This window comes from Fulvitalea axinellae (assembly GCF_036492835.1).
GTDB lineage: Bacteria > Bacteroidota > Bacteroidia > Cytophagales > Cyclobacteriaceae > Fulvitalea > Fulvitalea axinellae.
The window spans coordinates 223,085-248,445 of sequence record NZ_AP025316.1; the positions used below are offsets into that span (position 1 = coordinate 223,085).

Annotated in this window: 19 protein-coding genes and 1 CRISPR repeat array; of the genes, 2 read left to right on the top strand and 17 right to left on the bottom strand. The window is 48.4% G+C overall.

The genetic code is table 11. The features are described 5' to 3' along the window. Positions 1–190: 190 nt before the first annotated feature. The 15 genes from AABK39_RS21595 to AABK39_RS21665 form a co-directional block, all read right to left on the bottom strand. On the bottom strand, positions 191–784 hold the full coding sequence (locus AABK39_RS21595; protein WP_338395071.1) for a short chain dehydrogenase: 594 nt from the start codon (positions 782–784) through the stop codon (positions 191–193). Positions 785–1,056: 272 nt separating this feature from the next. Further along, positions 1,057–1,929: a prenyltransferase/squalene oxidase repeat-containing protein gene (locus AABK39_RS21600; protein WP_338395072.1), complete on the bottom strand. Its 873-nt coding sequence runs from the start codon at positions 1,927–1,929 to the stop codon at positions 1,057–1,059. A 352-nt stretch (positions 1,930–2,281) separates the two neighbouring features. After that, positions 2,282–2,950: a helix-turn-helix domain-containing protein gene (locus AABK39_RS21605; RefSeq protein WP_338395073.1), complete on the bottom strand. Its 669-nt coding sequence runs from the start codon at positions 2,948–2,950 to the stop codon at positions 2,282–2,284. Positions 2,951–3,436: 486 nt separating this feature from the next. Further along, positions 3,437–7,449: direct repeats of the CRISPR family, unit length 30 nt; unit sequence ATTTCAATCCCACTATGATGCAGTTGAAGG. A gap of 209 nt (positions 7,450–7,658) precedes the next feature. Further along, positions 7,659–7,922 (bottom strand): CRISPR-associated endonuclease Cas2, encoded by a 264-nt coding sequence (gene cas2 / locus AABK39_RS21610; protein ID WP_338395074.1) that lies wholly within the window; start codon positions 7,920–7,922, stop codon positions 7,659–7,661. Positions 7,923–8,017: 95 nt separating this feature from the next. Beyond that, the gene (cas1b, locus tag AABK39_RS21615; RefSeq protein ID WP_338395075.1) at positions 8,018–9,022 is read right to left on the bottom strand and encodes a type I-B CRISPR-associated endonuclease Cas1b; all 1,005 of its coding nucleotides are present in this window, start codon (positions 9,020–9,022) and stop codon (positions 8,018–8,020) included. Between the two features lie 130 nt (positions 9,023–9,152). After that, complete coding sequence (gene cas4, locus AABK39_RS21620) at positions 9,153–9,659, bottom strand: CRISPR-associated protein Cas4 (protein ID WP_338395076.1); 507 nt, start codon at positions 9,657–9,659, stop codon at positions 9,153–9,155. Positions 9,660–9,782: 123 nt separating this feature from the next. Further along, on the bottom strand, positions 9,783–12,533 hold the full coding sequence (gene cas3, locus AABK39_RS21625; RefSeq protein ID WP_338395077.1) for a CRISPR-associated helicase Cas3': 2,751 nt from the start codon (positions 12,531–12,533) through the stop codon (positions 9,783–9,785). Further along, positions 12,527–13,336 (bottom strand): type I-B CRISPR-associated protein Cas5b, encoded by an 810-nt coding sequence (gene cas5b / locus AABK39_RS21630; protein ID WP_338395078.1) that lies wholly within the window; start codon positions 13,334–13,336, stop codon positions 12,527–12,529. Before cas5b ends, cas3 begins: the two co-directional genes overlap by 7 nt. Positions 13,337–13,341: 5 nt before the next feature. Beyond that, on the bottom strand, positions 13,342–14,325 hold the full coding sequence (locus AABK39_RS21635) for a type I CRISPR-associated protein Cas7 (RefSeq protein ID WP_338395079.1): 984 nt from the start codon (positions 14,323–14,325) through the stop codon (positions 13,342–13,344). A 42-nt stretch (positions 14,326–14,367) separates the two neighbouring features. Then, positions 14,368–16,260 (bottom strand): hypothetical protein, encoded by a 1,893-nt coding sequence (locus tag AABK39_RS21640; RefSeq protein ID WP_338395080.1) that lies wholly within the window; start codon positions 16,258–16,260, stop codon positions 14,368–14,370. 18 nt (positions 16,261–16,278) lie between these two features. Beyond that, positions 16,279–17,028, bottom strand: a complete 750-nt coding sequence (gene cas6 / locus AABK39_RS21645; protein WP_338395081.1) for a CRISPR-associated endoribonuclease Cas6 — start codon at positions 17,026–17,028, stop codon at positions 16,279–16,281. Positions 17,029–17,388: 360 nt separating this feature from the next. After that, a complete protein-coding gene (locus AABK39_RS21650; RefSeq protein ID WP_338395082.1) occupies positions 17,389–17,991 on the bottom strand; it encodes a transposase in 603 nt (200 codons plus the stop codon). A gap of 174 nt (positions 17,992–18,165) precedes the next feature. Further along, complete coding sequence (locus AABK39_RS21655; protein WP_338395083.1) at positions 18,166–18,840, bottom strand: hypothetical protein; 675 nt, start codon at positions 18,838–18,840, stop codon at positions 18,166–18,168. A gap of 37 nt (positions 18,841–18,877) precedes the next feature. Beyond that, on the bottom strand, positions 18,878–19,843 hold the full coding sequence (locus AABK39_RS21660) for a DUF4373 domain-containing protein (protein WP_338395084.1): 966 nt from the start codon (positions 19,841–19,843) through the stop codon (positions 18,878–18,880). 131 nt (positions 19,844–19,974) lie between these two features. Continuing rightward, positions 19,975–20,151: a hypothetical protein gene (locus AABK39_RS21665; RefSeq protein ID WP_338395085.1), complete on the bottom strand. Its 177-nt coding sequence runs from the start codon at positions 20,149–20,151 to the stop codon at positions 19,975–19,977. Positions 20,152–20,395: 244 nt separating this feature from the next. Here AABK39_RS21665 and AABK39_RS21670 point away from each other — a divergent pair, with 244 nt between their 5' ends. Next, complete coding sequence (locus AABK39_RS21670; protein ID WP_338395086.1) at positions 20,396–20,599, top strand: hypothetical protein; 204 nt, start codon at positions 20,396–20,398, stop codon at positions 20,597–20,599. A gap of 318 nt (positions 20,600–20,917) precedes the next feature. After that, on the top strand, positions 20,918–21,163 hold the full coding sequence (locus AABK39_RS21675) for a hypothetical protein (RefSeq protein ID WP_338395087.1): 246 nt from the start codon (positions 20,918–20,920) through the stop codon (positions 21,161–21,163). 54 nt (positions 21,164–21,217) lie between these two features. On the opposite strand, the gene AABK39_RS21680 is transcribed toward AABK39_RS21675, so the two are convergent. After that, on the bottom strand, positions 21,218–22,993 hold the full coding sequence (locus AABK39_RS21680; RefSeq protein ID WP_338395088.1) for a hypothetical protein: 1,776 nt from the start codon (positions 22,991–22,993) through the stop codon (positions 21,218–21,220). Between the two features lie 361 nt (positions 22,994–23,354). After that, a complete protein-coding gene (locus AABK39_RS21685; RefSeq protein WP_338395089.1) occupies positions 23,355–25,283 on the bottom strand; it encodes a discoidin domain-containing protein in 1,929 nt (642 codons plus the stop codon). Between the last annotated feature and the right edge of the window lie 78 nt (positions 25,284–25,361).

Sequence of the window (25,361 nt, forward strand, 5' to 3'; positions counted from 1 at the left end):
TTCAGCCACAGCCCCTTCAGGGAAGTGATATATATGCCCGACCTTTTTGTGGTCGGGCTTTTTCTTGAGCGTTTACGGAAAACGAATTTAGGCTTGAGGCCAAGCCTTTAGTTTGGAATGGACACCACCAAATGCCTTGCTTTGCGGTTTCGGAAATGAAAAGGGTAAGGCGTAAAACAGGGGCACAAGATTACAATTCGTATATCCGGCCAGTTTGTCCTTCATCCAGCGCCTTCTCGTATAATCCGGCAAATTCCATCGCCGGAACCCCATATTTAGGGTCAATACCCAAAAGCTCCATGGTCTCTTTTGCGAAAGAAGGGCTTATGGCGTTGATCGTCATACCGTCTTCCAACTCTACGGCAGCGCCTTTTACAAAACCTTCCAAGGCCAAATTGATCATAGTCATCGTCAATCCGCCCACTACGGGCTTATGGGCCAAAACACCGGTGGTCAGGATAAAAGAAGCACCGTAATTGGCGTATTTCCTTCCAATCATCACCAGGTTCACCTGCCCCATTAGCTTGCTGTTCAAGCCGTCATGAAAATCCTGTATACTGAGATCGGATAACTTTCCCCACTTACCGTCCCCGCTTGCCGATATCAAAACGTCAAAGCCTCCAATCGCCTCGAAAACGAAATCCAAGGCCATTGTATCTTGCATATCCACTTTATAATCACCCGAAGAGCGGTTAATCTCGACTATCTCATACCGTTCGCCGAGCAATTTGACAATCTCCCGCCCGATAATGCCCGTAGAACCTACCAGAACAAGCTTTTTCATATTCCCGAATATTTTTTGTTTGTACCATCTCCCCCCCTTGTAGCCTCCATCGGCGCTCGATTCACAGGTATTCGACCATAAGAAGGCGCAACTCCTAATACCTTTCCATGACATTCAGCTACAACGCATCGATGATATCCATCAAACGTCGGGCCTCTTCTCTAATTTTGGCTTCCACGGGTTTGGTTAATTTCTTTATCCGGAAGCGGTTATACTCCCCGCATATAGAAAGGTTTTTGGGAAATGAATAGGTAATTCATAAAACAAATAAGTCACCCCGATACTCTCAACACTTTTTCTATTTCGAAATTCAGCCATTCCGCTTTCTCATTACTATTATCGAAATCGATCCAGTGTTTAGGTTTATAAAAAGCGTTTTGCCTCCATGATCCGTCCTTTCTTCTCTTTTTCAAAAGCAGCGCTTTTGCTTCCTCGGCCCTTTTATCAAATACCAAATCATTGTCGTCCAACAACCTCAGTATCTCCAGAATATTGGTCTTGTATGTAAAAGGATATGTCAATTTAATTATATCCTTTGTTATCGGACCGCCAGTATGCTTTCTCATAAATACCCGGTGTTCCAGAATATATTCAAGCCCGCCTTTCAGTTTGCTTTTCAACGGCTCGTCTCCCAAACCCGTTTTCACAAACTCCGTCAATGTTATCATCGACTTGACGACACCAATAAAGCACGGGGTAGACTTCATACAGCCTCCATACTTACGGATTCCCTTACCACTCCAATTATTTGCCAGCCCCCTTTCGGTATTTTGGTAATTCAGTATCCACGACACACCTTGGTTAATCCTTTCCGCATCCTGATAGCCCAACCTTATCAAAACGGTCGAAATCATCGCGTTATAACACGCCAGCAGATCGTCTTCTTTTCCCGTTAAGGAAAAACCCGAACCGCAAAATGTTGTGTCGGCAAGTTTATCCCTCCATTCCTGTACGGATTTATACCCCTGCGAAAAGGGAATTTCGGAAAGCTGGATTAACCTATGCAAAAGGCTTAGACTCGTTTCCTCAAAATCGGTCAACAACCTCTGAAACAATTCGGAACTATCCAGATAAGGCCGGGCCTCCTTAAACGAGGAAACCGAATTATCCAATATTCTGAATTTTAGTCTTAATGCGGAATCCATAATAATTACATAGAGAAGGTGTTTGGGATCTTTATTACGGTATTGAATCGATTATACCCCATTGAAAAATAACTATATACACAAAAGATAGCTTATACGCACACAAGAATAAAGCTTACTCCATTGTAAACCGGTCAATAACGGTGAATTAAGACCTATCCGGGCATTTGAACAAACACTTCCTTCATTAACAGTCAATACATATAGTAAACGATCGGGATACACCGCACTAAAAATAGTACTGACCGAAATGAAAGTATATCCGGATGATCTTGTTAAAACGCGACAAGGGTTGGAACGGCCACTCGAATAACTAAAAAAATGGAAAGGCCGAATGGAAAAGGATATGATATCAGGAAAAAAAATATAGGGACAAGGCAAGCCCAGTCCGCGTCTGTCTCAAAAAATGGTATATCCGCAAAAGGACACGGCCTCTGAGAAGAGACTCCAGCCTATCGACTTGAAAACGGAAACGGGAATGGGCAGGGCAAGCCCGTACATAAATCACCGGCAATGGCAACGCGTATTGAATAATCTTTTCAGAAAGATACCGTATATACATTCCGTCTTCCCGCCCAGTGTTCTCCACCACAAAACCATCCGTTGCCGCAAGGTTCCGACCTTGTGGCTCCACCAACGGTAAGGTTCCCGCCTTGCCCGAAACATAACGCCTATACCGCCAAGCCTCGGCCTTACGGAAGAAACGGTCTTGGTAATAATCATACCAATGGATATGCAAATGCGAAAGATAAGCGTATTTCAGGTTGAGCTTGCGCAAACGGGAATCAAAGGGCACTCCACCGCCAAAAAGCATCCTGTCGCCCACAGCCATCCCTTGCCTAAAGTCACGGGCTCGCTGGGCTTTCCACAGGTCATAGTTTTCCCTTCCACCGTTGCGTTCTATCTCACGACCAACAGTTCCCCGATGAAAACCAATGCCACGAGCTATCTCAGCGTCCGTTTTTCCGGTGCGGATGCCTAGATATATTTGGGCTCTATGGGCTATGTTCAGGTGAGGCATTTCTTTTTTTGTAAAGGGGGAAAGCGTACAAAGTAAACAGTACCGTTCACAACGGTAATGTATATTGATGGGTAAGAACGGTTATTTTCATTCGAAAACGAAGCGATCGTTTTAAAAGACAGTCCAATTTTAGACTGGAAAATTGTCTAAAATCAATATGCTGTTTCCAACCAAACCAACGTAGAGACATGGCATGCCTTGTCTCAGCGCTACGATGATCACGCACCGGTTTTCAATTACGTTTCCAGTCAAAACGCATTATTGATGTGGAAATGCTATGTGTGAAAACGGGCGTGGGGAGACAAGGCATGCCATGTCTCTACAGTGGAAATCCATACTCTATTTTTTTACGTTAATAAGCTGGCAGCCTCACCATTTCCTGAATTTATTCTATTCTCTTATTAAATGCGTTACAATACTGCTCCAAATGAATTTCAATGTAGTTGAAAGCGACTTATGCAATGGCAGGATCAATCCTCCAACCAAATGTCAATTCCACTATGGTTCAGTTGAAGGATATTGAAGGGCTTGATTTTCGGCTTTGGACTAGGATTTCAATCCCACTATGATGCAGTTGAAGGCGACAACAGCCATAAAATTATCCGAATCAATCATCGAATTTCAATCCCACTATGATGCAGTTGAAGGGAAATCATTACGCTTCAAAACGAGGATCCGAATTATATTTCAATCCCACTATGATGCAGTTGAAGGCATACACAAACACCTCCCCAGTGTAATCGTTGTTCATTTCAATCCCACTATGATGCAGTTGAAGGAAGGCTTCCGGCTATATGCGTCACTGGTACGACGCATTTCAATCCCACTATGATGCAGTTGAAGGCCGCACCTCCCGCAAACAGTTCGTTATCCAGATTATATTTCAATCCCACTATGATGCAGTTGAAGGTGTGGCGAACCCGTCAATGCGGACGTGTAGTCCGATTTCAATCCCACTATGATGCAGTTGAAGGCAAGAAGCCAAGGGGACTTTCGAGGAATTTTTCTTATTTCAATCCCACTATGATGCAGTTGAAGGAAACGATGCCGATAAGGTTATGCAAATGGATCAGCAATTTCAATCCCACTATGATGCAGTTGAAGGGAATTTTACGCTCACGGTCCTAAAAAATAAAAGTCAATTTCAATCCCACTATGATGCAGTTGAAGGCCCCCGCCTTGGATTGGCGCCAATATCCGCATGATTATTTCAATCCCACTATGATGCAGTTGAAGGCTTTTGTACGGCCCGCAGCTCTTTCTGCTTCTTGTATTTCAATCCCACTATGATGCAGTTGAAGGCCCTGTTTGGTACGTCACGTACTGAATCGAATCTAATTTCAATCCCACTATGATGCAGTTGAAGGCATACATCATCATTTGTGGTCCGTCAAATGTAATCGCATTTCAATCCCACTATGATGCAGTTGAAGGGTTTCAAAAATTCCTGAGTTGAGAAAGTATCAGCCATTTCAATCCCACTATGATGCAGTTGAAGGCGGGATTTGCGTCATTCAGAAAAACAGGAGCTACATTTCAATCCCACTATGATGCAGTTGAAGGTTGCCCGCTCTCGGGGTTGCTGTGGTGGAATTGTCAATTTCAATCCCACTATGATGCAGTTGAAGGCGTCATCGGCGACGGGGGATTGTCAAAGGTAAAAATTTCAATCCCACTATGATGCAGTTGAAGGAGAATAAAGTTTTCTAAAAATTCGTCCCTTTTGTCATTTCAATCCCACTATGATGCAGTTGAAGGGCTTGCTAGGGCGGTCTACAGCGGGCCTCTTTCGGATTTCAATCCCACTATGATGCAGTTGAAGGAGTCTTATTTCGTCTTCGGTGAAATCCAAACCTTCTATTTCAATCCCACTATGATGCAGTTGAAGGGGGGCCTGCCTTACCCGAAGGTTTGGTAACGAGAGAATTTCAATCCCACTATGATGCAGTTGAAGGAGATTATCGGAGGGAAATATTACAGGCGATAAGGTTATTTCAATCCCACTATGATGCAGTTGAAGGCATGGGAATAGAACCGTAAACGTTACAATGAGCTAATTTCAATCCCACTATGATGCAGTTGAAGGCCAGACAAGAAACGCGGCCGTCATTCGCGCTTTCCTATTTCAATCCCACTATGATGCAGTTGAAGGCCCGAGTTTGGCAGCCAAAGTCTCGTTTTTGGTATATTTCAATCCCACTATGATGCAGTTGAAGGGAAAGCATCGTAATTCATCCGACTATTTTAGTATGATTTCAATCCCACTATGATGCAGTTGAAGGATAACCTTTACTACGAAGTGGAAAGGGGCGAGCGCATTTCAATCCCACTATGATGCAGTTGAAGGACGCAATGATCAATACGGCTTTTAAGTACCAGGGGAATTTCAATCCCACTATGATGCAGTTGAAGGTTATTGTCGAGACAGAACAAAAAGCAAATGAAAAAATTTCAATCCCACTATGATGCAGTTGAAGGACTTCCCTCCTTGCTTCCATGCGCGCGCTCGGCAAATTTCAATCCCACTATGATGCAGTTGAAGGCAGAACAGTGCATAGCGTCGGCAAGGCCGTGGTTTAATTTCAATCCCACTATGATGCAGTTGAAGGCTATCGGCTAGGAATTTCTCGTAGCTGTATTCCTATTTCAATCCCACTATGATGCAGTTGAAGGTAAAATAATCCGGGTTCTCGATCTCCAGATACGTTTATTTCAATCCCACTATGATGCAGTTGAAGGCGCACGATGACAACGAAAGATTTAAACGAGAGTGATTTCAATCCCACTATGATGCAGTTGAAGGTTATGTCGTCGATGTCGACACTAATATTATTCTTTATTTCAATCCCACTATGATGCAGTTGAAGGAATTCATTGGGAGAAATCCGGCCTTTAGAATATCTATTTCAATCCCACTATGATGCAGTTGAAGAAAGGCTAAAAGGAATGGTTAGGGACATTTTGAAAAATTTCAATCCCACTATGATGCAGTTGAAGGCTAGTAAAGGATCTTCTCAACAAGAGGTCGCTTAATTTCAATCCCACTATGATGCAGTTGAAGGCACTTAATGCTACTCAGGCTGTGGCTATGGGTTTCTCATTTCAATCCCACTATGATGCAGTTGAAGGGACATTTTATCAGATTAATTCGTCTAACGCTACAATATTTCAATCCCACTATGATGCAGTTGAAGGAGGCATACCAAGTATCCGCCGACGAAAAAGAGCTATTTCAATCCCACTATGATGCAGTTGAAGGCTTTTTCGAACTCCGAAGGGTGAAGAATTCTCGCATTTCAATCCCACTATGATGCAGTTGAAGGCGTGTCGCGCACCGCGAAAGGAAACGCTATACCGTATTTCAATCCCACTATGATGCAGTTGAAGGCTCTATAAGAAATAGGGACTTGAATCCGATACAACCATTTCAATCCCACTATGATGCAGTTGAAGGCTCGGGAGACGAGACTTACGGAAGTATCGAAGAGGATTTCAATCCCACTATGATGCAGTTGAAGGAAATAGAAGTCTTTACCGCCAATTACCCGATCAAAATTTCAATCCCACTATGATGCAGTTGAAGGTTAAAACCGAAATAAACGGTGTTAATTGTATCGTGATTTCAATCCCACTATGATGCAGTTGAAGGAACTTACTGCGCCGTTTGGTTCGCGGCGCAATTCGATTTCAATCCCACTATGATGCAGTTGAAGGGGAAAAAAGCGGTTCGTGCCTTACGTGTTCGTCGAATTTCAATCCCACTATGATGCAGTTGAAGGATTTAATAGAAAGGGTCATGACTTGTTCTAATTGATTTCAATCCCACTATGATGCAGTTGAAGGACCGGCGCCGGTATAACCGCCCGGACCGTTCGCCCATTTCAATCCCACTATGATGCAGTTGAAGGCTACGTGGCAAAGGAAACCATGTCGCTTAAATACAATTTCAATCCCACTATGATGCAGTTGAAGGGCATAAATACCTTTGTGAATAACGCTCTGGAAGGACATTTCAATCCCACTATGATGCAGTTGAAGGTCAGGAAACAATCTTTCCGCGTCAGGCATGATGTAATTTCAATCCCACTATGATGCAGTTGAAGGCGGCGCATTCGCCCCATGCGCGAGGGTTTTCGGGAACATTTCAATCCCACTATGATGCAGTTGAAGGGGTGTTAACGATTCCGAGACGGCGCTACAAAGGATATTTCAATCCCACTATGATGCAGTTGAAGGAGCTCTGGGTTTGAATGTTAGCGCACTTCCAACCGTATTTCAATCCCACTATGATGCAGTTGAAGGTTTATCAGCGTGCAAAGAGGATATAATCAAAAGCATATTTCAATCCCACTATGATGCAGTTGAAGGTCCGAATTGCCAAGATGCGTTTCTTCGCTCTAATATATTTCAATCCCACTATGATGCAGTTGAAGGCAAGAAGCCAAGGGGACTTTCGAGGAATTTTTCTTATTTCAATCCCACTATGATGCAGTTGAAGGCCGACAAAAAACGGCCAGAAAACGGGGCTAATATACGCTATAGCCCCGTTTATATCAAGGGTTGATGGCCTTAGCGGTCGTCGTGCTTCAATACTACGATTTTATACGGGGTACGACAACCGCCCTGGCTAATGCGCCAGGGCCTTTTCGGCCTTTTTTCGATGCAGTATGTCAAAGAGCGTTGGCGTGCGGAAACGAGTCCGACGACTTTACAGGAAATTATCCACTTTCATCCGCTCCTTGCCCACCACCTGCTTGTCGAGCCAGCGTTGGTCCCGGCTTTTAAATATAATCAAACTGTCGTCTTCCTGCTTCATTATTTTCTTGGCCCGGGCCACCAGCTCTTTTAGCTTGGCCTCGGTGATCTCGCCCTCGAATACGGAATTCTGTATCCAGTTCAGGTAAGCGCGGCAGAGCTTGAGCATCTTGCCTACTCGTTTTTCTCCGATGTCGTATACTAGGATTACGTACATTTTGATTGGGTAAAAGGTCCAAAAGAAGGCGTAAAGAGTAGGATGTATAGCGTTTTACCGAGGTGTTTTTCCGCTCCCCATCTTTACTATAAAAATCACCACCAAGCCTTAAAGGGGCTGTAGGGCTCTATATCCAGTATATGCTTGGAGAGTTTGTAACACTCCAGCTTTACCAAGTGCCCGTAGCTCACTTTTTTCTTGAGCTTGCGGTGCTGTATGGTCTCCTTGAGCTTTTCGTCCCAAGCCCTCGCGAATATCTTCCGACCGCTTTCCTTGAGCAAACAACTGTTCACCTTAGCGTCAAAGTCTTTGGCCTTGATCATCTTAGCGTTAAGCAGGCGGAACAGCAGACGGTCCACGAGGATGGGCTTGAAGATTTCGGCCAGGTCCAGAGCCAGCGAGAAGCGCCGGGTGCCGGGCTCGTGCAGGAAGCTGACCGTGGGATTGAGCTGGGTATGGTAGAGCATATCCAGACAATGGGCGTAGCAGACCATATTGCCGAAAGACATCAGGGCGTTCACCTCGTTAGCCGGCGGGCGTTTACTACGCCCGTTCATCCGGAAATGGTCCAGTATCAGGTCGAAGCCTTGGTAATAGGCTTGCCGGATATTGCCTTCCACCCCCATAAGCTCCTGTATGCTGGGCGCCTCGGGAATGCCGGCGCGCAGGGCCTCGATCCTCTCTATGGCGAAGGATAGGTCTTTGCCCCTGTTGTCGTAGTAGCGCAGGTTTTTGAGCATATTGAAGGAGGCGCCTTCGATCAGTTCCCGGGCCAGGGCCATTCTGGGACCGTGACGCGTATAGTGCATGGCCTGGGCGATATGCACCTTGCCGGCCTGCAAATATTCCTTGGGGGCGAAGGAGCCGGTATAGTGCTCGTAATAGTCAAAGAAATGCACGCCTATCCCCTGCTTTCCCAAAAAATTGTACAGCGCGCTGTTGGCGTCCAGACTGCCGAAGCAGTACAGGGCCTTGACCGTCTCCACGGGCAGGTATTTGGGCGTGCCCGCCTCGCCGTCCTCGTCCACGGGCGTAAACTTCAGGGTATTGTCCTTCCGACTCATCCGGCCGGGGTTGAACAGGTAGTAGTTCTTTTTCACTTTCTTCGGTATAAAGTATTAGGTCTCAGGTATTGGGTAAACCGTAATCCTTAGTCCGATAATATGTGCCACAACCCCATGGTCAAGACACAGTACCTAAGACCCAATACTTTTTACCCAATACCGCAATTCACTCTCCCGACCAACAGAAATCAAAATACGAACAGCCGCGGCACTTGCTTTTGGGCAACTTCGGGGGGCAGTGGCCCGAGGATAGTACCTGTTCGATCTCCCGAAGCCATATCCGCAGTTGTTCGCGGTCACCCTCCTCCAGTTCCACCTTTTCGGTCTCCCGCAACAAGGGATATTCCAGTATGGCCGACGGGCTTTCCACGCCCATCTTTTCCAAGAGGTAGAGATAATACTTTACCTGCGCGCGATGGGCCTTGTCTTTTTTGTTCGATTTCTTGATCTCGTGCACCACCCGGTTGTCGGCGTCGTAGTGGTCTATCTTGGCCACCCCCAAGTCCAGTTCCTTGTATTTCTTGGAGCGCTGTATATAACTGTGCTCATGTGCGAGCTTTCCTTCCAACACCAGGTCCGAAGTATGCTCCATCGTGACGCCGTTGGCGTGGAGCCAGAGCTGACGCGGACAAATCAGGTACAGGTTTAGGAACGTGGGTATAATATCTCGCATAATCGTTAAACAGTACAGAGTAAATAGTAAGGAGATCGCTCCAAAACGTCATAAAGCACTGAAATTCAATAGGTAGTCACCTATATCAGCACTCTTCAGGACATCCTTTGAAGATGTTAGGCATCAAATAAAATTTCCTTCAGCCAAAGCGTCACTATCCAGACCGCCCTCCGCGCTATAGCACTCGGCATGATGCGCCAGATAGATAAAGCCGTACCTTTCCTCGTTACCGGCGTCTTTCAGGGCCCGTACGTCCTTGGCCTCCGCAAACAGCGAAAAACTGAATCTGCTCATAATACCCTGCAGGCGCTTCATGTTTACCTTGCGAAGTACGAAATCATCGCTTTCAAAGCGGACCAACTCTTCGTACAGTCCCCACACTTCCTCTCCCGACACGCAAGCGTCGTCCGGACGGTAACGTCCGCAGTCTGACAAGAACGCCAATTCCGCTTCAGAGAAATAGCGTAAGTCCAGCGCCTTGTCCCCCACCGGCAGGTCAAGGGGCACGTACACCATCTGGTTTCGCTGGTTGATCAGTTTGAAGTCCTCGTGCGCCCGCCTAAAGTCCAAACGTTCCACCGCCCTGCGGTAATCGTTTATCCCTATGGTCTGCTCCCCCGCGTTCCAGCGGTCGATGGAGCCGAACACCTCTTTGTAAAGCGTATCAAAGTCTTTGGTGCGGAGAATATCGGCGTGTTTGTCACCAAGCTTATCCCGCATCATACGGAAGCGGTCGTCGTTTTTATACAAAACCGAAGCGTCGTCACAATCGAACAGGTACAGCTTGCACCGGGGCTTGTTCACGTTACGGTTGATCCGGCCAGCCAACTGCTCGTCGCTGTCGATCAGGGAAGTGTCCTTAAAGCCCAAATCCATATCGATATCCACGCCCGCTTCCACTACTTGCGTGGTGATCAGCAGGATCTTTTTGCCGGCATTGTCCCGGTGTTTCAGATGGGCGATAATCTCCTGCCGGCGAGGTTCGAGGATGGTGCCCGACAATACGAACACCTCATCAAAGAAGGGATTCGCCTCCTTTACAATCCTGTAAAAATCGGAGGCGGTTTTCTTGAAGATAAATTCCGCGATGGTAAAGCAACGGCCCCTGGCTTCCGGCGTTAGGGCATAGGCTTCGGAACGCTCCAAAAGAAAGTCCGCCAGACGCCTAAGGTAGTCGGGCTTATCTTCCCTCTCCGGGCGGGGCCAGGCCTTAAGGCTAAAGTCAAAAGCCACACGGTCCCGGAAATTGGGGTTTTGGAAATATTTCCGTTTGTCGGGAATCAGGGGGACCACCTTTTCTGAAATATGCCGCAAGTCCCCGAGTTTGGGCAGCGTGGCCGACATCAGCACAAAACGGATGTTGAAAGTTTCGGCGTAGCGCTCGATCCAATAGATCACCTTGTCCCACTCGCGCGGCGTATAGGATTGCAGTTCGTCCAGTACCACCACGCTGTTGGCCAGCTTGTGCAACAGGTAGTTGGTCTCCTTTCGGTTGCTCTTAATGATATCGAAAAAACGGATATGCGAAAGCAAAGTGACCGGGTAATTGGCGAACAGGTAGTCCAGATAATTCAGACGGTCTTTGCCGTAATCGTCGTCCTCATCGCCTTTGCCCATGTCTTTCAGGCCCGCTTTGCCGTGCAGTTCGGCTATCTCGCTCTCGTCCAGGCCCAGCGTCTCTTTCAGCGCCTTGTAGGTTTGGGTGATCAGGGTGGTGAACGGAAATACGTAGAACACCTTTTTGATCCTGTCTTCGGTATCCTGACACAACATTTCGCCCAAGACCAGCATCGACATATTGGTCTTGCCCCCGCCCGTAGGCGCTTCAATATAAAAAAGCCTTTGCTCCGGATGGGCCCGCAAAGTCGTCAAGGCTTCCAGCGCCATCTCCCGGCGCAAGGTGTTCAGTTGTCCTATGCCGGTGTCTTGCGGACAAGTCAGCGCATAGTCCCCGTCCAATAACGCGAAGGTCTCGCGGTTATAAGCCTTGCTTTCCCGAATATTCCTTACGGCCTTGGCCTTCAGGGCCCGCGTCAGGGTCCCCAAATCCGCACGCATCGTCTCCCAAGCGCTCATATAATGGGTGGTAGCCAGATAATCCGCCGCCGTGAGCAGGGAAAATGACAGCTTGACCAGCTGGAACAGGGATTGGTCCTGAGCGGTATCACTTCCGTTGACCTGTCCTTCTACCTGCCTGAATATCTGGGGCACATCCGATAACAGCCTGTGATACACGCAAAGCTTATCGGCGGTTATCTGTTTTTCGAATAGGCCAAGGTAGCCTGACAATGGCGGGTATTTGCTCATATCCTCATAGGCCCGGAGTGGGCACTCCAGGTCCGGAGCGTGATGCTTGAGTATAGGATAAGACAACGCGACCGAGGCCCGAGCCAACAACATCTGGTCCTTTCCCGAATCCACTTCGCCCATAATATCACCAAAAGCGTGCATCAGGAACATATACGCGCTAATGGGCGCGTGGCTTGATCCGAATTCATGCTCTACCTTCAAGAAATCGGCTTTTTGTCCGCCCATCTTTACATGCTGGAAAAGGCGGTTCACCTTACCGAAGTCATGATAGCGAAATACCCTGTACAGCAACCGGCCCATAAAACTGGCGTAGCGCCCCTTATTCTCTGTATCTTTGGGGCAGGACCCCGACACCAAGCGATCCATTACAGGCGCCAAGCCGTGGGCGTCGATCAGTGCCTTGGCATAGTCGCATACCAGAGCCGTATGCTCCTCCAGAGTCTCTGGTGGCTGGACATCGCCTTCGGGTGGCAGGTGGGCGAGATAAACCCGCCCATCGGCCAAGAAGCGCGAGAATTTCCCCGCCTCGAAATAATTTTCCAGCAGATCATCCCGCACTAACATAGCTGTACCAGTTCGTTAGCGTCAGGCTCCAAGGAATAAAACAAATGCGCCTCATCCCTAGGCATCTGTTCGTCAAACTCGGCGTTGGAAAGAACAAAATCGTCCATCTCGTATTGGCAAAGCCGTTCGTCAAAGCCACAGGGCAAGCGCTCAAAATAAGTGAAAGGCATCTCCCTGTTCGCCTCGAAATTCATAAACCCGAACGCCACCGCCTTGGCGATATAAGGCGTCACGGCCTCCGTCTTTCTGAACAGTGTCCGTACGCGGAATTTCCTGTCGAAAGCAAAAGGCGCCGCGCCTTCGTATTCCCGCACCTCGTCCTTGTCCCACCATACGGAAAAGTCGTTCTTGCCCATATAAGGAAGGAATTCCGCCCATTGGTTCTTGACGGACTCGTATAGCCGGGCTTCCAGCTCTTCCCCGTCGTCCAGCAACAGGTACACCCTGAAAGCCGGGTTAAGCAACGTCTGCTCGTTCACAATCAGGTTGCCACCGGCCTCCATACTGGCAAACCCCGTGGTATTGTTGTAGCTGATATTGGTCTTGGCGAAGTTGCCCTTTTCGCTGCCCAAGGGCTCCACACCCACCGGCAGGTGTTTGAGCCGTTCGTAGTACTCGGGAAAGCGCGCCTTTTTGGCGTCGCTGTTTCCCCGGTAGCCCCCCAGGCCCGCTATGGCGCCCAATATGCCCAGCAAGGCGGGCTTGTGGAGCGTATTGTAGCTCAGATAGATTTTGTCGTTGATATCCGGTTTTTTGAAAAACCCCATCTCCGCCTTCAGGTCGAATGAAATAAGCCTGCGCATAAGCTTTAGGCCATCTCCTCCGACAATACCGCTTCCTTGGCGTCCATCGTCCCGCCACTGACGATATCGGACACCGCCAAGCCCTCGACAGCCAGATTACGGCAGGCCACCGTACCGGCATTGAGGCGCAACTCCACGGTTTCCACCTGCTCAGACACCCTGGCCAACAGTTCGCTCAGTTTCCGGCAGTCATAGACCACCTTGCCGTCCACCTTTTCCTCTTCGCATACCAGCAACGAGGCGATATTGGGCAATACCAACCTAGAGTCCTCTTTCAGCTGAATCCAAAGCAACAGCTCGTTTTCCGTACCCGCCTTCGATGCCGAATCGTAATAGGTGGCGCCTTTGCTCATTCCTTCTTTCAACAAGGCTATATCCGCTTCGGTGAGACCTTGCGCCCCTTCGCCCGCCACGACCGCAACGTCTTCCAAGTTCTTGGGATTCACCGAAAAATGATGGGCGTAGTGGCCTTCTTCCAGCTTGGATTGCCTACCGATAGTGGTCATACCCTTTTCGGCGTCCTTGTCGTTGGACTTGTTACTGAACGGCGAGGTAATCTGCTCGGCGTAAATATGGTTTTCCTTCCAGATATTGGTCCCGTGATTGATCTGTACCGGACCGTGGATAGATATATTGGTGGACTTCACGGCGAAGGTGGCGCCGAACATACGGATATCCAGACAGGACAACAGGTTTTTGGCCACATCTCCTTTCTTCGGCTTGTTCGGCATTTTTTCGAAATGCTTCTCATACGATTCGTCCAAAGAGATTGGGTTGCCGTTTGCGTTCAACGATTTGAAATACATAATCCGGTTTTCCGGATATACCTCTTTCAAAAAATTCTTCACCGTATATTTAAAAGCCTTGTCCGTGGCGTATACCACACCATTGGGCAACGTGCGGGGTTGGCCGGAAAAATCGGCGTTGTAGTTGGCGTTGACGGCCTTGACGATGGCGCATCCGAACACCCGGTTTTTGAAGATAGTCATCTGTTTATCTTTTTAATATTTTAAAAATCAGTGAATCGGTCACTAAGCTTCTGCCAGCTCCGGCTCGTTTTGTCTTTTAAAAACTGTTTCCGAGAAATAGCCCGCCAGAATCAGGGGCAACAGGTCTTTCATATTCTTGGTATCGGGCATATAGCCCATCACGTCGGCCATAATCCTGTCAAAGGTGTATTTCCTGTTAGGATAAAAGGTTATGGCATGCTTGTACATCTCGAAAGTGCGCGCGATCGCCATTTTCAGTTCCGATTCCTTGGTCTTCTGGAGGAAGGGTTCCAGCAAGGCGTGCGTACGGTTGCCCGATTCGCTCTTGTTCAGCAGGTAATGCGCCAACTGCCCCACCGCAAAGGCAAACTCCTCGTCGGTCTGGATGCGCGCGTTCGAATCTTCCCGGCCTATCTCCTGGAGACGGGCCATCAGGTCTACGGTTTTGTTCGCCATATCCGGTCGTTTATGTTTATTCGGTTCGAAAAAGTTATATAGGCTAAACCAAATATTGAGTTTATCCTTGATCGCATAGGTTTTACTATGCCGGTTGTCCTTGAACTCGTCGTGGCGCAGGTCCGACAGTATGCCGTTGCGCATAATCTCGTCAAACGCGCGGGAGTTCAGGGCCGAAAGCTTGGATTTGTAGATATAGTCGTAAAAAGCCCTGCGGTATTTGAGAATCATCTGGTATACTGGCTCTCCGCCGCTCACGTAGTTGGGGTCCACGTCCCCGAAGTAAGCCACCGTATAGCTTTCGTCCTTGATCTTTACCAGGCTGTTGTTGAAGATGGACTTTACCACCTCCCGCTCAAAAGCGAAGATATCCCGGACCGTACGGGTAGGCAGAAATTCTTCCTTTTGCCTTAGGCCGAACAGGTTCTTGATCTCGCAATTGGCTATGCGGTACCGGAACAGGGGTACAAAATCGAAGTCCTTAACCTCGCCCCTGTCAATAAATAGCAAGTAATAATTTTGCAATACCCGTTCGCCGTCCAGATCGTACAACCTTTTCAGAATCTGTGAGAACGAGGCCTTGGTGTCCTTTTGGAAAATCGAGACGATGTCGTCGGTAGTCCGGAATTCTTTCTTGTCGACAAACACGGGCAAGGGCCGCGGCAATACCTTCTGCCCCAGCAACAGCTCAAACTTATTGAGGTACATGGCGTCCTCGTCGCTGATACGAGCGCTTATACCCTTAAACATAGCCCCTGTCTTATGCTCCAAGAAAGGCTTTTTGGAATTGAGACCATTCAGGTAATTACTTAACCCGTAGGTTTCTTCACCTACCTCCAGGTTATACTTATCCGTATTAAAGAGCTTCTTTTTCAGGTATGTCTCATGCGCCCGCTGATAAGCCGGCTCCCCAACGTTGTCCAGATAAACGCACACGTAAAAATCGTCTTTCATCCGGGTAAAGAAAGCTTCATCTTCTTGTCCGTCCTTCAACTTACCCGCCATATTAAGTATCGCCTCGGCGTTCCGTTCCAGAGCCAAAGACCATTGCTTGCCCGTTTCGTCTTCCTTGTCCAAGCAAACCGTCCGGGCATTCTCTAGGTAATAAGCCAGCAATCCCCGGATCTTCTCGAAACCGTCGCCTTCCAGCCCGTCGTCAAAAACAAACTTTTTCCGGAAGGCGATAATGAAAGGCGAACAAGACACAAGCTTTTTCTTCTTGTCCAACACCTTGTTCATGGAGTTGCCTACCCTTTGGCCATAAGACTCGTAGCGTATGGCCCTTTCCAACAGAGGGGTGATCTTCTCGCCGTCGTAAAAATCAAAATCCTTTCCCCGCTCCGCCGTTTGCACCAAGCTCCCGTCGTCTCCAAACCGGACGAACCAGTGAAGGCCCAGGCTGGGAGCCTTATTCCTATTGAAAATATCCGGAGTGTTCTCCTCCAGATTTTTCGTGAAGTTGATGATCTCTCGTATCATAAAGTTTCATTTGAAATATCAACGTGAAATATCCACCACCTCCGCCATCCCGCAACCCCAACTGTTCTCCGAACCGAAGCCCGCGTCATAGGCCAAAGCGTGTACGTCTTCGGGTGCGGTAAGTTCGAATTCCATATGGCAGGCCCGCTTTTTGGTGGCGGTGGCCTCCATGGGCTTGACCTTCACCAACCTTACGCGCTCCGCCTGTATTAGGCAGAAAACCCAAGATTCTTCCCTATCCGATATATCGCCCCCTTCTCCGTGCAGACGCAACACTTTACGCTTTTCCCTCAGGTTGTTCAGGAAATGTTCCGCATATACGTCGGCGTGTTCCCCGGGGTGCAGGTGCTGTACGCTTCCGTCGGGGCGCTTAGCGCTCAAAAACACCGGGCTCAACGTGCGGTAGCGCACCGTCCGGCCAAAAACGGGCGCCGGAAGGGCCTCAACGCCCTGCACCTCAAAGTCCAGCCCGTTGAACCGGTCGCCGATAAAGCCTTCCCGCCGTTGGAACAGGCCTTTCACGAATTCGGTATAGGCGCGGTCGATCAAAAAACCGATCCGGAAGCTGAAGGTATCGCCCTTCAGTTCAAAAAGCTTGCGGTCTTTCCACACCCGGATAGCCCCCAGGTCCAGCTCCGATATGGTGAAAAATTTAAACGCCTTGTTTCCGTCCTGGTAGCCTGTGTCGTGCAGAAAGCGTGAGAATTCAGCGTCAGCCGTACGGAGAATCCGGTATACCCAAGCGCTCAATCCATATTGATAGTCCATAGGGAGCATACGGGACCGCCCCTTTCGTATTAATGTTATTTTTAATCTCAAAATTATTTGATATAATAATTATAAAAAGGTCGTTACTATCACAATTTCACCTCTACAGATCCTAATAAAAACATTTTTAGACATAATTTTTTATGATTTTACCCCAGTCAAAAAATAACCACCAAAACCGTAGAGACATGGCATGCCTTGTCTCAGCGCCACGATGATCACACGCAGGTTTTCAATTTTTGAAAAAATCATGTCACCTGTCAAAACGGAATATACGTCGTTTAGATGTTGTGAACGAATTATTGATGTGGAAATGCTATGTGTTAAACCGGGCGTGGAGAGACAAGGCATGCCATGTCTCTACGGTAGATATATTTTATTTTTATTGAAAAATCGATCGGCTTGCCATTTTGCGGGATTGGTTCTAATGTATTGGGCAATGTTGTCATACGACCTTTGGTTACGAATAATATGATCGTGAAAACGGGGCTGCCACGCAAACTCTAACCCCATACGCCTGGCGTGTTTGCTGACGGCCGATTTATAGGACCCGATTATGGATGACAACGAATTCGCTTCCACATTGCCATGACGTGCCTGCCCTGGACAAATGGCCTTTGGCTTATCATCTTGAACCCTACCCTTTCCCAATGTCAATATGCCGTGAATATGGTTAGGCATAACCACAAACGCTCCCAATTCAATGCTCTGCGCATGATAAATGGTTTCGTGCCAAAGAATATCGGCCAAAACGCCTACCGGCGACAGGCTCATGTTGCCATTACGGACATCCCCGAAATAATGCGCTTTGTTTTGCGTGCAGATAGTGACGAAATAAGAAGCGTTCCAACGATAATCCCATTGTTGCAGGCGCGTTGAGGGAATACGGTATTTGTTTCTGAATTTATCGGTCATCGTAACAGGTATATTCCCTTGGACGGTAACAATAAATATACCTGCCACTGTTTTAATCGTAGAGACATGACATGCTTTGTCTCACACGACCGGTTTCACCCGCAGATTTACCGATAAGGTTTACATATATGGGTTTCCAGTATTTGGAATAGGCATGTAATCATTGGAATATTAAAATCGTGACGGTTACCAATCCGCATGTGAGACAAGGCATGCATGTCTCTACGGTTTGTTTTTTTGGTGTTTGGCCAGTTTTTCGGCGATATACCGTTGGCGGAAGGCGCGATATTCCTCATCGCTTGTGGCTTTGGCTTTTTTGCCGGGCGGAAGCCACGGCTCTTTGCGCAGTCGCTTGTAGGCCTCGGCAATGGTGGACCTTTCCTGTTCGAATTGTTTTTCACGGGCGCGCTGATGGGCCCGCTGTTGTTCGCCGATCACCTTCTCTCGCACCAAGCTCTTCTCTTCCATATACTGCCGTACCCACCCGAAAACCACCCCGCCGTCAATCCGGTCATACACGGTGCCATATACGCCTTTGCGGGCGTTGCGGAAACATACGGCGAAGTCTTCCAGGCTTTCGTGAGGATATTCCTCATAGAGCAAGTCGCAGGTTTCCATAGCTTGGGCCTTGTTCATGCCTTTGCCCACATTGAAGAAATTGACAGTACGCATCAACAACAATAACAGGCCTTTGATGGCTTGGCGCCCGGAATAATCACGCAAATGGGAACCTTGGAGCGCCTTTTCGGGACTTAATCCCCTCTCCATCTCTCCCAGCCTTCCACTGTCGCCGGACACCACCGCGCTTATCAGGTTCGCGCCGGACAGTTTTACGGGTTTTAGACCCGTTGACGGGGCCCCGGAACTATGCGCAACCTTACCCTCGGTGTTATCCAAAGGCTTCCGGGGCAGGATTGAAGGTGGCGATTCCGGGTCAGGAGTCCGAATAACGGGAATCGATTCGGTCGAAAAGTTCTTGTACGTCTTCGGGTCCGAAGTGGCCTCTTTGTTCTCCGCGGAACGGTGTGCGGTTTGGGGATTGGGATATTTGTCCATGGTTGGTCAGGGTTTGTTGTTCTTGTAGCTGTTGTAATTTTTGCCAGCGGGCCGGCGTTTCCTCAAAATGAAAATCTTTCCAACCCTTAAGCAGGGCCGTTTCCACCAAGGCCGTAGCGAAGGCTTGGTCATATGGACGCAAACGGGCCAAGGCCCTGTTTTCCCTGCCGACGTCGGGATAGCCGCAACCGGCAGTGCGCAGATGCGTTTTCCATTCTTCCCACAAACCGGCGAAGCCCTCGTCAGAAAAAGGGAGTATGGTCAAGTTTTCATCTCCCTCGGGTGCGGGCGCGTTATCACCACTCCCGCTTTCGTTTCCTTTGGATTTGTTTTCTTTCTTTTCTTTTTCTTTGGTTTCCTTTGCTTTACTTTTATTTCCTTTCATTGCATTACAATGCATATGCGTTGCATCGCTTTTGCATGCGGATGTCGTTTTGGGCTTGGCTTCGCTAGGCTTTTCTTTGGCTGCAGTCCCACGCTTTTCCCACCGGGCCGCCGCCGCTTTTTTCTTCCGGGCGGTACGCTCTTCGGCCATAGCCATCCTGGCCACTAGGCTGTCGGACCAAAAGTAGTCGCCTTCGGCGCGGAAGAGGCCAAACTCGTTTACGCAATCGTCCACAAAGGCTTCAAGAGTCTTGGCGTCGGCCCGAAGCTCGTGCGCCAAGGCGTTGAAAAAGAATCTGCCCTTACGGCACAGGCGGTAGTCCCGCTCTTCGCGCATCATCTCCACCAGCATCCAGTACCAACCGTAACCTTGGGCACCATAGGCCGAGAGCATCAGCATTATCTTTTGATCGTTGCGAGCGCTACTGTCGTGCGAAAAGTATGAGTTCAACTTGTTCATGTTCAGGTTGTTTGAGTTGTATATGTTTCGAAAAAATGAGATGGTTTATTCCGGCGCCCATATCTTTTGGAGCGTGTAAGGTTATGCCGAAAAAAGAATCCGAAGAATCCCTTCAAAAAGACCCCTACGTATTAGGAGACTATGTCCCGTGGGTCGTTTCCGGTAAGGCCTAGCCTTTTTAGATCATTGTATACTGTCTGTCGGCAGACGCCGTACTTGGTCTGGCAGTCGGCGATGACGCTTTCGAGCTTTTGCTGTTTACGTTTCGCTTCGGGGTAGTTTTTAGATAAATATCTTAGCCTTTCCATTCTTCTTTGTTTTGTTGTCATCATAATTATATATCGTTTTAATTACATTGGCTAATCTTAATTTAGCTACAATATATTTCCGGTCAATAAAAAATCGAGTCTAAATTTGGACTGGGTTCTGCCGAAAACTTTTGGGGGTGTAAGAAAACCGATTTATGTTTGTGTCATACCAAGAGGGTGGATTGCTTTAATAACAGTTATGTGCAATAATAAAGAAGAGTATAATTAACCGAAAAGAAATACGATGAACCAACACAAATACACTGTACTGGGAGCCTTGTCCGCCCTAACACAAATCACGGGAGGACACCTTTGGGTAAACCTTTCGCCGAAAATATGGGAGGGGCTGGCCATGGGTTTCGCCGGGGCCTTGGGCGGTTACCTATTTACCCTTATCAGAAAGGCCGTAGGCAGGATTCGGGATGGCCCCGAAAGGCATCGAGAATAAAGTCAAGGGTAAAGGTTACGGAGTAAAAAGTCCCGGTATGGGGTTTTGGTTGCGGTGGAAAAGTGTTGTCGGATGATTCTATACAAACGATAGGCACTGCCATTTATGACGGAAGGGGTAATTAAGTACTCTTATTTGCCAAAAGCTCCTAATACCCAGCACTCGGAACCTAATACATAGAGCAAAAACATAAACACCAATAAATCAAACAATAGGGCTCCCGCACCTGACGCCAAGTGGCCGATGCGAAAAACAAGAAACAATACGAGGGGCCCAGTATCTAAAACCAAACACCTAATACTTAAATATCATAAAATTATGTCCAATTACAGAACTACATTAATCCAAAAGTACCAGGCCGATCTCCAGGAGAAACAGGCCTCGGTTGCCGAGCTTGACGCATTGTTGCCGGATTTTGACAATTTGCTCGATTCTCAGTATGCGTTGCGGGAAAAGAAAAGATTGACGGACCGCAAGGTTAAGCTAAACGAGGAGATCACGCAACTCACCGCCTTGTTGCAGGATATGCAAAACGAGGTGGACGACACTACGCCGATCGCCTAATATCCGCCGAAAGCACCGGTTGTACGCTAGAAAGGACCGCCCCGTTTGGGGCGGTTATTTTTTTGGGACCAGCATGGAACCGTAGCGCTCCGGGACCATATCGGTCGTGGGCCTGACTAACTTTCTTCTAGCTTCGATAAGCTGTTTTATAAGATCACGGACAGGGTCGAAAACAGAATCGTTTGCGAATTCCTTGAAATCATATGCGTGGTATTCGTTGGAAAACAGTTCGTCACAGGTCCTTAAGTATTCCTCGGCCGTGGGGCGATCGCCTTGTAGCAGGGCCACTTTGGCCAGCCCGATATACGGTTGGGAATAGAAGGTATCCCCCTCTCCCTTGGCTATTCGGTAAAAGTCGCCGGCACGTTTCCATAATTGCGGAGCGTCAAAGTCCACTCCCTTTTCGGCCACAAAAAGCAGGAAATCGGCGTAGTGCAGACACATGGACAAGTCTTTTCCGATGGCTTGGTACGACCTTTCGAATTCGCTCAGCGCGGAGTTCAGATAACGGTCCGCTATTATGTCTTCCCCTTTATTTTTCAGATACTGGACGGCTTTGCGCATAACCTTTCCGTAAGTGTAAACAAGGTATCTTTTATCTTCGGCCAGGTGAATCTGTTTGGTCAGGAACCCCAAGGCCCTGCAAAAGTAGCGGTATTGTTGAAGGCATTCGGGCATCTCCAAAGCCTGTTTGTAAAAAGCGTTGCCCAACGCTCCCAGCCGTCCCGGCGATTCCGTTTTGTAATCCGTCAGGTCCGGCAAAGCCATCGCCATCATTAACTTTTCCCGCTGTATCAAGGCATCCGGAAGCTCTTTCCGCATCCATTCGGTTAGGTCACGTTTGGCGTTGATCCATTCCAGAATATTGTAAAGGTCTTTCTCCTTATCTTTCTCAAACTGTCTTTTCTCAAATGTTTCAAGCGTTTTGACCAAGGCCTTGTCTTCCCCAAACGCGATCCACAGATCGTACTTCAACTGCAGGAATTGCCGCAAAGCAAGGTCCTCTTCCGTCGCGAATGCCCGTTCCAGCTCATCCATAATTTCCCCGACAACCTCGTGGTCCAAACGATTTTCGAACTTGGCGTACTTAAACAGCGCTTCGGCCCGTTGGGAATGGAAATCGTCTTTCTTTTTCGTAGCCTCGTCCCAGTGATCGAATTGTTCCAAAGCCTTTTCTATCGCCACACGCTTCCGTTCCCTGTCCGGATATTTTTTAAACAGGACCAGGTACACCTGAAGCTTCTCCTCACAAAGGGGCCCTTCTCTCTCAAGTTCCTCAAGATAGGCAAGGTTGTCCAGCACCTCTTCCAAAAAAAAGATAGGGTCATCGCCCATTTTTCCGCAATGGATATCGTACAGGTACTGATACACGCAATCGTGCAAAGCGTCTATGACGGCTTCACGGTTTTCCGGACATTCCATATCCAGAATATCGTCGGCCAGAAAACGGATATTGCCAAGGTCCTCCCTATCGGCCAACGTCTCCAAACGGGACCTGAAGTACGGGTCGCGTTCCGAAGCGTCGGTTTCGAAATACTTGCGAAGCAACTCCACCCGAACCTGTTGCCAAGAGTACCACACCCATGCGCCCTCATCTTGGAATACCGAATAACATTTTTCAAAAAAGTCCAGATCCGCACGGATTATACTCTCCGCTTCGGTATCCCCAATATCCATTGCCAACAACAAGTCCCTGGCCCGTTCCTGAAACGCGTTCAACAGTCTGGTACGGGCGGCAAACGCCTTCTCGTTGTAAAGTTTTGTAATGGCGCCACAAAAAAGTTCGGCGTCTCTAGTCTCAAAAATGCGGTCAAGGTCTGAAGGCTTCATGGGCGTTTTGTTCTTTGGTTTATGCCCAAAGGTAAAGAAAAAGGAAAGCGGGGTTTTCACTGTATGCCGTGAATTATGTACCCCGTCAAAGGAGTTATGCGCACTGCAATCGCTTTTCAATGGCGCTTATGAATCGCTACGTTTGGTTCATGAGAAAGAAACGCTAACTATAACACAAGAAGAATCTTGCGCATGCAAATAACAAAAAAAGCCGCACCAAAAGGTACGGCCTTTATTTCCGCCCAACGCGTCCCGTCGGGCGACGAACCTATTTGCCTATGTTCTTTATCTTATTTCCCTATTGTTGGTTAAAACCTTAGATGTTAGACAGGGCATGGCCTTGCCTCTACGGTTTGTATCGCTATTCTTTTTTGGCTGGGCCTTTGTATTCATGGACCTCCATTTCAGCGATATTGGATTGCGGCCCTCCAATAGGGTTGCCGTTCCTCCAGAATTCCGTGATGCTTATTTTCCAGAACCGTCCCTTCTTGAACTTGGAGCAGTAGATCTTTTTATCTTCCGCCGTGTATCCCTTTTTCCAAACGTATTCGGCTACAGGCTCTCCCCAGTTGTCTTTGTCATCGCTGACATAGAAATACGCATGGGCGATATGGTCGGCCAGCCCTTGCCGGGGTGTATAGGTGAAATTAGCCACGGCTCTGCTCTTGTCCATTTCGAAGGAAAGTTCATGCGGATACGGCGGAGAGGAACCTCCCCATAGCGTATGCCAGAAGGAACCTTTATTTCCATCAAACATATTGCTCGGCGGATAGCCGCCGTTTGTGCCGATAGAACTCACGACCTTAAACACCGAAGGATCGATCTTTTCGCTTTCGTAAGAGCCGGGAACAGTCACCATCAGGTCATCCACGCCGTAGCCGGCGTCACGGAAGGCTGTAAAGGAAGCGTCGGAATTGCCGTCCATTTCGCCGAGGGCCCAGATTAGGTTAGCCGGATTGCTATCGAAGCCGGCGGGGAGGCGCTCGTTTCTAAACGCGAAGAAGTCTTTGAGAAAATCGTCCCCGTGTTTTTCGGCCAAACCTTCCAGCACTACCAACGCTTTGCCCAAGCCCAAATAACGAGGGTATTTGGCGGCTTCGGCCAGTTCCATTCCGAAAGGATCGAAAGAGGCGTAGGCCGGGTGGGCCTTGGCCATCTGAATTATCGGGGCCACAAACTCGTCTCGCAAGCCGGTAAGGCCAGCGTTTTCCGCGGCTTTTACGGCCGTAAGCAACGCCAAGGCCCCATTGCCCATTACGTCCGGCTGGTAATTGCTAAGCCACTGGTAAGCGCCCATTGCCGCCGCGGTGGACATGCCTTTTTCCTGATTTGGATAATCACCGATAAAACCGCCCAACACAACAGTCTCGCCTTCCACATCGGGCAATTGATCCGACACGGTCAGAAGCACACGCAGGTCCCCATCTTCGGAAAGCCCCGTTAGGTCTTTGACATGCGGAAGCATCGCTTCGATGCGGGCTTTGACTCCGTCTATCCGGTCTTTTAGATACTCGTTGGCCAAATAATCAGCGTTATCAGTACTAAGGGCCACGGGCAAACCGGCGTACTGGATTTTTGACGCCGATACCAACCCGGGCGACTCCTTGGCAATATTTAGCATTACGGACTTATAGAAGTCGGCGTTATTCTGCTTTAGGCCCGAGAACAAGTCTATACCCGAAGCCAAAATAGTTTTTTTGCCTTCTTTCTTAACGGCCACAACGGGCTTGTCTCCTGATTTCACCAAGACATTCCAATCCCCTGCGGTTTTGAGATCAAGGAAAAAGCCGTTGTTCATAGCTTCTACGCTACCGCCGTCAGTATTACTGAGATTGCCAACGGGGCCAGCCGAAAAACCGAAACCGAACTCGCCGGCCAGGGCGTTAGGATTGGTTAACGCCTGTCCGTTTTCCATGGCAAAGAAGCATAACGCTTTTCCTTTACCATGGAAATCCTTTAGCGCTTGGATATCAGAAGCGGTGTAAGGCAAATTCACCTTGGTATTAAGGAAAATGTTCCAAGCGTTTTTGCCCAAGCCACCGGCTTTCCCCGGCACCGGAAACGAGACGGTTTCGTATTGCCCGTCAGCGTCATCCAAGAAAGACAGGAAGCCCTCTTTGCTACCGAAGAGATTCGGGTCCCAATACTGCGACACATCGTTGATAACGTGCAGTACGGGCAGGTCGAACTTGTCTTCGCCGGGGGCGGTTACGTCAAGCTCGTCCTCTTGGCAGGAGAACATCGCCGCGCCCGCGCAAAGCGCCAGTACAGATCTATATATATGTCTCATCTTTTTTCAATAAAAAGTTTTTCGATAGTAAAGGACAAAGAATACGGAGTTATCGGTATTAGGCCCTTGGGCTCTGTT

Coding starts and splice junctions, on each gene's coding strand:
- AABK39_RS21595 (WP_338395071.1), bottom strand. CDS start 784: ATGAAAAAGCTTGTTCTGGTAGGTTCTACGGGCATTATCGGGCGGGAG.
- AABK39_RS21680 (WP_338395088.1), bottom strand. CDS start 22,993: ATGAAGCCTTCAGACCTTGACCGCATTTTTGAGACTAGAGACGCCGAA.
- AABK39_RS21670 (WP_338395086.1), top strand. CDS start 20,396: ATGAACCAACACAAATACACTGTACTGGGAGCCTTGTCCGCCCTAACA.
- AABK39_RS21665 (WP_338395085.1), bottom strand. CDS start 20,151: ATGGAAAGGCTAAGATATTTATCTAAAAACTACCCCGAAGCGAAACGT.
- AABK39_RS21685 (WP_338395089.1), bottom strand. CDS start 25,283: ATGAGACATATATATAGATCTGTACTGGCGCTTTGCGCGGGCGCGGCG.
- cas4 (WP_338395076.1), bottom strand. CDS start 9,659: ATGCGAGATATTATACCCACGTTCCTAAACCTGTACCTGATTTGTCCG.
- cas5b (WP_338395078.1), bottom strand. CDS start 13,336: ATGCGCAGGCTTATTTCATTCGACCTGAAGGCGGAGATGGGGTTTTTC.
- AABK39_RS21675 (WP_338395087.1), top strand. CDS start 20,918: ATGTCCAATTACAGAACTACATTAATCCAAAAGTACCAGGCCGATCTC.
- AABK39_RS21660 (WP_338395084.1), bottom strand. CDS start 19,843: ATGAACAAGTTGAACTCATACTTTTCGCACGACAGTAGCGCTCGCAAC.
- cas2 (WP_338395074.1), bottom strand. CDS start 7,922: ATGTACGTAATCCTAGTATACGACATCGGAGAAAAACGAGTAGGCAAG.
- AABK39_RS21605 (WP_338395073.1), bottom strand. CDS start 2,950: ATGCCTCACCTGAACATAGCCCATAGAGCCCAAATATATCTAGGCATC.
- AABK39_RS21640 (WP_338395080.1), bottom strand. CDS start 16,260: ATGATACGAGAGATCATCAACTTCACGAAAAATCTGGAGGAGAACACT.
- AABK39_RS21600 (WP_338395072.1), bottom strand. CDS start 1,929: ATGGATTCCGCATTAAGACTAAAATTCAGAATATTGGATAATTCGGTT.
- AABK39_RS21635 (WP_338395079.1), bottom strand. CDS start 14,325: ATGACTATCTTCAAAAACCGGGTGTTCGGATGCGCCATCGTCAAGGCC.
- cas3 (WP_338395077.1), bottom strand. CDS start 12,533: ATGTTAGTGCGGGATGATCTGCTGGAAAATTATTTCGAGGCGGGGAAA.
- cas6 (WP_338395081.1), bottom strand. CDS start 17,028: ATGGACTATCAATATGGATTGAGCGCTTGGGTATACCGGATTCTCCGT.